This window comes from Radiobacillus sp. PE A8.2, assembly GCF_045635475.1.
GTDB lineage: Bacteria > Bacillota > Bacilli > Bacillales > Amphibacillaceae > JBJGXI01.
This window is the reverse complement of record NZ_JBJGXI010000061.1, coordinates 20,652-27,572: the sequence shown is the minus strand read 5'-3', so window position 1 is coordinate 27,572 and position 6,921 is coordinate 20,652. Positions and strand designations below refer to the sequence as shown.

6 protein-coding genes are annotated in these 6,921 nt (G+C 38.8%); 5 read left to right on the top strand and 1 reads right to left on the bottom strand.

From position 1 onward, the window contains the following. Positions 1-310: 310 nt before the first annotated feature. On the bottom strand, positions 311-730 hold the full coding sequence (locus ACI6MV_RS22415) for a TlpA family protein disulfide reductase (protein WP_407272561.1): 420 nt from the start codon (positions 728-730) through the stop codon (positions 311-313). A 503-nt stretch (positions 731-1,233) separates the two neighbouring features. Here ACI6MV_RS22415 and sufC point away from each other — a divergent pair. From sufC to sufB, 5 genes are read left to right on the top strand one after another with little or no spacing between them, the layout of a single operon-like run. Further along, entirely contained in the window at positions 1,234-2,019 is a 786-nt protein-coding gene (sufC, locus tag ACI6MV_RS22410; RefSeq protein WP_407272560.1) for a Fe-S cluster assembly ATPase SufC, read from the top strand. A gap of 20 nt (positions 2,020-2,039) precedes the next feature. Beyond that, the gene (gene sufD, locus ACI6MV_RS22405) at positions 2,040-3,347 is read left to right on the top strand and encodes a Fe-S cluster assembly protein SufD (RefSeq protein WP_407272559.1); all 1,308 of its coding nucleotides are present in this window, start codon (positions 2,040-2,042) and stop codon (positions 3,345-3,347) included. After that, the gene (locus tag ACI6MV_RS22400; RefSeq protein WP_407272558.1) at positions 3,347-4,567 is read left to right on the top strand and encodes a cysteine desulfurase; all 1,221 of its coding nucleotides are present in this window, start codon (positions 3,347-3,349) and stop codon (positions 4,565-4,567) included. Before sufD ends, ACI6MV_RS22400 begins: the two co-directional genes overlap by 1 nt. Further along, entirely contained in the window at positions 4,557-4,997 is a 441-nt protein-coding gene (gene sufU, locus ACI6MV_RS22395; protein ID WP_407272557.1) for a Fe-S cluster assembly sulfur transfer protein SufU, read from the top strand. Before ACI6MV_RS22400 ends, sufU begins: the two co-directional genes overlap by 11 nt. A 21-nt stretch (positions 4,998-5,018) precedes the next feature. After that, a complete protein-coding gene (gene sufB / locus ACI6MV_RS22390; RefSeq protein ID WP_407272556.1) occupies positions 5,019-6,416 on the top strand; it encodes a Fe-S cluster assembly protein SufB in 1,398 nt (465 codons plus the stop codon). Positions 6,417-6,921 lie beyond the last annotated feature (505 nt).

Below are 6,921 nucleotides of genomic sequence, written 5' to 3'. Positions count from 1 at the left end.
TAAAAAATTAGATTGAACCATACTTGTTTTTCTTAGTTTATCCTTAGCTTGACGGCTATGGGGCACAGCTTCAGCTAACTCAGAAGCAAATGTTTTCGGTGGGGCGAGTAATCGCAGTCCCAAAGTGCGCTTCTGAGTGGATCTTCAGCTCGCGCTATTCCCGCCGGAGTCGACTGCCCGGAGCTCCAATCACCCGATGTAAAGAGCAATCCTGTTAGCAGCGAAGTGGATTTCCGGAGCTGGGTAACCACTCTCTAAGTTACGACGCATACTAGCTATTTTACGCAATAACAATATTTTTAAAAAAAGCCTATTTTTTAAGTAATTCCCCTAGGGTCTGTAGAATCTCCATAAAGTCAGCTTTGTCTCCAAACTGTTTGTGTACTATTCCGTTTCTATCTAACAGCACCGTTGTTGGTACACCAGTACAATCGAACTGATCATAGACCTCGCGCCCTCTATCTGCCAGTGTAGATTGCTTTAAGAACTTATCTGTATAACTACTTCCAGCTTGGCTATCTCTTTCTCGACCTGTTACGTTGATGGTAATCATTTTCACTTGGTCGGTATTAATGGATTGAAAAAGTTGCTCTTTTTTTGGCAAGTCTACGCCACAATCGGAACACCATGATACCCAAAAAGTAATCATTAAAACTTTACCAAGATCATCTTCGGAATTGTATACGCTTTGTTTATTAATGTACGGTAATTGAAAAAAAGGTGCCTTCATGATTTGTTGCCCCCTTGCTAAGGTCTATGTGAGTTAGTTTATCAAAAATAATTCAAAGCTGCATCGATTGTGAATTAAAGTTGTTCAAGTAGGTGGTAATAACAACTAATCACTGTTACAATAGTAAGTATACAAAATATCTGAAATATCCCCCCTTGCATATTATGGTTTAAGTGCAAGGGGTTTTTGCATGAATAGGAGATAATTGGTACACATAAGAGCCTTCGCTACAGAGTGGCTTGTGATTACCGTAAATGTGGAAATGAAGTAAATTAAAATAACAAAAATATTTCTTCTTTATATAGAAAAAACTAAGGTTACTTGTTTTATCTAGGCCAGTGATACATTTCGCTTTAAAAGGTATGTTGATGAAGCAGTGAAATTGTTGATTATAGATTCGAAATGATATAAGATTGTAATGAGAATAAATTGAGAATAGGTGTTATTAAGTTATTATCCACCTACAAAAAAATTTATATAAATGTAATTGGAGGGGTATCATTATGGCAGGCTCAACATTAGAGATTAAAGATCTTCATGTATCTATTGAAGATAAAGAAATATTAAAAGGTGTTAATTTAACAATAAACGGTGGCGAATTCCATGCAGTTATGGGACCGAACGGTACAGGTAAATCAACGCTAGCATCAGCAATTATGGGGCATCCTAAATACGAAATTACTTCTGGAAGCATTATCCTTGATGGTAAAGATGTATTGGAAATGGAAGTAGACGAAAGAGCGCAGGCTGGTCTTTTCTTAGCAATGCAATACCCAAGTGAGATTAGTGGGGTAACAAACTCAGATTTCTTACGTTCAGCAATTAATGCGCATCGCGAAGAAGGCGATGAAATTCCTTTAATGAAATTTATTAAAGAGATGGACGCGGCGATGGATGATTTGGAAATGGACAAAAACATGGCACAGCGTTACTTGAATGAAGGTTTCTCAGGCGGTGAGAAAAAACGTAATGAAATTCTTCAACTTATGATGGTTCAACCAGCAATCGCGATTTTAGATGAAATTGACTCTGGTTTAGATATCGATGCTTTAAAAGTAGTTGCGAAAGGTATTAACAAACTACGTAATGACACGTTCGGATGTTTAATGATTACGCACTATCAACGTTTATTAAATTATATTAGCCCAGACAAAGTACACGTAATGATGCAAGGTCGTGTTGTGAAATCCGGTGGACCTGAACTAGCACAACGTTTAGAAGCAGAAGGTTATGACTGGATTAAAAAGGAACTAGGTATTGAAGATGAAACTGTAGAGGTTAATGCTTAAACAGTAAGGAGGGATAATCCATGACTATTGACACAAAGCTTTCCTATGGAAAAGATTATATAAGTGAGTACTCGGATAAACGCAATGAGCCGGAATGGATGAAATCATTTCGTATACAAGCATTGGATCAAAGTGATTCGTTACCAATGCCAAAACCAGATAAAACCAATATTAGTAAGTGGAATTTTCATCAGTTCAAGCATGAAGCAAGTGGAGAGACAATTGATGCTTTTACAGAGCTCCCAGAAGAAATTAAAGTATTCTTGGATTTAGAAAATAAGGATCAGAATGTGCTAATCCAACGAAATCAATCGGTAGCATATCAATCGCTAACAGCTTCATTGCAAGAGCAAGGTGTAATATTCACAGATATACAATCAGCACTATCAGAGCATAACGAGCTTGTGCAACGCTACTACATGAAGGATGCGGTGTCTGTAGATGAGAATCGTCTAACTGCACTTCATGCAGCATTAATGAACGGCGGAGCATTTGTTTATGTACCTAAAAATGTTGTTGTAGAAGAACCACTGCAAGCAATTTTCTGGCAGGAAGACCTTGAAGCAGCTTCCTTTAACCATGTAATTGTTGTAGCGGAAGAAAACAGCGCAGTAACGTATGTGGAAAATTATATTTCTCACAACAACGAGGAAGAGACAGTAGCTAATATTGTTGCCGAAGTAATCGCGCATGATAATGCAAAAGTAACCTTTGGTGCTGTTGATAATTTTGCAAGTGGAACGACTGTTTATGTTAATCGTCGCGGTGTTGCTTATCGTGATGCAACGATTGAATGGGCACTCGGTCAAATGAATGACGGTAATACCGTATCTGAAAATATTACGCATCTAATCGGAGATAACTCAACTTCTAATGCGAAAACAGTTGTTGTAGGTCGTGGCGATCAAAGTCAAAACTTCACAGCGAAAATTGTTCACTTTGGTAAGCAGTCTGATGGATACATCTTGCAGCACGGTGTTATGAAGGATCGCGCTTCTGCTATCTTTAATGGTATCGGAAAAATTGAACATGGCGCAACAAAATCCAATGCGGAGCAAGAGTCACGCGTATTAATGCTAAGCAGTGGTGCAAGAGGGGATGCTAACCCAATTTTACTTATTGATGAAGATGATGTAACTGCAGGACACGCGGCTTCTGTTGGACGTGTCGACCCGTTACAGCTGTACTATCTCATGAGTAGAGGTATTGCGCAGAAAGAAGCAGAACGATTAATCATTCACGGATTCTTAGCACCAGTTGTTAATCAACTTCCAATTGAAGCAGTTAAAGAGCAGTTGAGACAGGTGATTGAAAGGAAAGTATACTAATGGATGTAAAAGCCATCCGAGAATTATTTCCGATACTCCATCAAGAAGTTAATGGTCATCCGTTAGTTTATTTAGATTCTGCTGCTACTTCGCAAAAGCCTGCGTCGGTTATAAAGGCATTAGAGGATTATTACAAATTAGATAATTCCAATGTACACCGCGGGGTGCATACGCTTGGTACAAGAGCTACCGACAAGTACGAAGGAGCAAGAGATAAAGTTAAACACTTTATTAATGCAGAAAGTTCTCGCCAAGTAATTTTTACGAGAGGGACAACAACTGCGATTAATACGGTGGCTTATAGCTACGGGCGCCATAACCTTTCAGAGGGTGATGAAATTGTTATTACCCCTATGGAGCATCATAGTAACATCATCCCATGGCAGCAAACGGCTAAGGCGACAGGGGCTGTTTTAAAATATGTGCCTCTACAACCGGACGGTACGATTAGCATGAATGATGTTAAAGAAATGATTACGGACCGAACAAAGATCGTAGCCATCATGCATGTGTCTAATGTGCTTGGTACGATTAACCCTGTTAAAGAAATTGCAGAAATTGCGCACCAACACGGTGCCATCATGCTTGTTGATGGTGCACAAGGTGCTCCTCACATGAAGATTGATGTGCAGGATTTAAATTGTGATTTCTATGCTTTTTCCGGTCATAAAATGTGTGGTCCAACCGGTATTGGTGTGCTTTATGGAAAAGAAGCTTTACTAGAAGCGATGGAGCCAGTAGAATTTGGTGGAGAAATGATTGATTTTGTTCACTTACACGATTCAACCTGGAAAGAGCTTCCGTGGAAGTTTGAAGGCGGAACACCGATTATTGCAGGAGCGATCGGATTAGGTGCTGCAATTGATTTCTTAATGGAGATTGGCTTAGAAGATATTGAAAAACATGAAGAAAAGATTACGCAATACGCACTAGAGCAGCTGCAGTCAATCGATGGGATCTCGATTTATGGTCCGAAGCATCGTGCAGGCTTAGTGACGTTTAATTTAACGGATGTCCATCCACATGACACGGCAACTGTATTAGATGCAGAAGGTATAGCCGTACGTGCAGGACATCATTGCGCACAGCCACTAATGCGTTGGCTAGAAGTTACGGCTACAGCTAGAGCAAGCTTTTATTTATATAATACGTTTGAAGATGTTGATCGATTTGTGGAGGGGCTAAAGAAAACAAAGGAGTATTTTGGCGATGTCTTTTGATAACCTCGATACACTGTACAGACAAGTAATTATGGATCATTATAAAAAACCACGTAATCGTGGAAAACTTGATGACGAGTCTATGACGATAGATATGAACAACCCAACTTGTGGAGACCGGATTCAATTACATTTACAAGTTGACGATGGAATAGTAACTGACGCAAAGTTCGAAGGTGAAGGTTGTTCCATAAGCATTTCATCAGCTTCGATGATGACGCAAGCGATTAAAGGGCAGACAGTAGACGATGCGCTAAATATGTCAAAGGTATTTTCTTCAATGATGCTTGGTGAAGATATTGATGAATCAGACTTGGAGCTTGGTGATATTGAAGCATTGCAAGGTGTCTCTAAATTCCCAGCGCGGATTAAATGTGCCACACTCGCTTGGAAAGCAATGGAAAAAGGTGTAAGTGATCAGAAAGAATAAACCTATTAGGAGGTTTTATATATGGCGAAAAAAGCGCCTGAAGTAGGAGAATATAAATATGGCTTCCATGATAAGGACGTTTCTATATTCCGTACAGAAAAAGGTTTAACACGTAAAGTTGTTGAAGAAATTTCTCGCATGAAAGATGAACCACAGTGGATGCTTGATTATCGTTTGAAAGCATTAGAACAATTTTATAAAAAACCAATGCCACAATGGGGTGGCGATCTTGCTGAGCTTGATTTTGATGAAATCACATATTATGTGAAACCTTCAGAAAGATCCGAACGTTCTTGGGATGAAGTGCCAGAAGAGATTAAAAATACGTTTGATAAATTAGGTATTCCTGAAGCAGAACAAAAATATCTTGCTGGTGTATCAGCGCAATATGAATCTGAAGTTGTTTATCACAGCTTGAAAGAAGATTTATCTGACATGGGTATCGTCTTCAAAGATACAGATACAGCTTTAAAAGAAAATGAAGATTTATTTAAAGAGTATTTCGGTAAAGTTATTCCGTCCTCTGATAATAAATTCTCTGCTTTAAACTCAGCTGTTTGGTCTGGTGGATCATTCATTTACGTTCCAAAAGGTGTGAAATGTGAAACACCATTACAAGCGTATTTCCGAATTAACTCAGAAAACATGGGGCAATTCGAGCGTACACTTATTATTGTAGATGAAGGTGCATCTGTTCACTATGTTGAAGGTTGTACTGCACCAGTTTATACAACTAACTCACTGCATAGTGCAGTAGTTGAAATCTTCGTTAAAAAAGATGGTTATTGCCGTTATACGACAATTCAAAACTGGGCAAATAACGTATTCAACTTAGTAACAAAACGTGCAACTTGTGATGCGAATGCAACGATGGAATGGATCGATGGAAATATTGGTTCTAAGCTTACAATGAAGTATCCTTCTGTAATACTAAGAGGAGAAGGTGCTCGTGGTATGACACTTTCCATTGCATTAGCAGGTAAAGGTCAGCACCAAGATGCTGGTGCGAAAATGTATCACTTAGCACCAAACACATCATCAACAATTGTATCTAAATCAATTTCTAAGCATGGTGGTAAAGTAACATATCGTGGGATCGTTCACTTTGGTCGTAAAGCCGATGGCGCTCGTTCTAACATCGAATGTGATACGTTAATTATGGATAACAAATCAACTTCTGATACGATTCCTTACAATGAAATTCACAATGATAATATATCATTGGAGCACGAAGCTAAGGTATCCAAAGTATCGGAAGAGCAGTTATTCTATCTAATGAGCCGTGGTATTTCTGAACAGGAAGCTACAGAAATGATCGTCATGGGATTCATTGAACCATTTACGAAAGAACTTCCAATGGAATATGCGGTTGAAATGAACCGTTTAATCAGTTTTGAAATGGAAGGTTCCATTGGTTAATAAAAACTAATTCTTATTACGAGGTCGTGCCGATATTGGGCCGACCTCGTTTATTTTTTAGGTATTACAACAGAAATTAGTATCGACGCTTGAAAGCTCTCAGAAGCAGGCTGCATTACAAATGTTGTTTTATTGCTATTTGCAATCGTTTTAGATAAGATTAGATATATGTTTTAAGATTAATGGTTAAATGGTATATAATAGAAAGGGCCCAAAGCATATACTTTCGGGCTCTTTTCATATGATAATACATAGGGGAAACCTTTAAATATCTATTACTATTCGGGAAAAAAGGCTCTTTTCTTAAAGTTTATTGCTTTTTATGACATATTTGAAGTAAAATGCGTTGTAACTTGGAGAATACTTGCACCGCTCCGGAAATCCACTTTGCTTTCCGCGGGGGGCTAGTGAGCCTCCTCGAACTGCGTTCTGCGGGGTCTCACTTACGCCACTAGTCCCGCAGGAGTCAAAGTGGATTACCTACGCTGCTAACGGGATTGCTCTT

Excerpts from the sequence above, each read along its gene's own strand:
- sufB (WP_407272556.1), top strand. The coding sequence starts at position 5,019 with ATGGCGAAAAAAGCGCCTGAAGTAGGAGAATATAAATATGGCTTCCAT.
- sufU (WP_407272557.1), top strand. The coding sequence starts at position 4,557 with ATGTCTTTTGATAACCTCGATACACTGTACAGACAAGTAATTATGGAT.
- ACI6MV_RS22400 (WP_407272558.1), top strand. The coding sequence starts at position 3,347 with ATGGATGTAAAAGCCATCCGAGAATTATTTCCGATACTCCATCAAGAA.
- ACI6MV_RS22415 (WP_407272561.1), bottom strand. The coding sequence starts at position 730 with ATGAAGGCACCTTTTTTTCAATTACCGTACATTAATAAACAAAGCGTA.
- sufD (WP_407272559.1), top strand. The coding sequence starts at position 2,040 with ATGACTATTGACACAAAGCTTTCCTATGGAAAAGATTATATAAGTGAG.
- sufC (WP_407272560.1), top strand. The coding sequence starts at position 1,234 with ATGGCAGGCTCAACATTAGAGATTAAAGATCTTCATGTATCTATTGAA.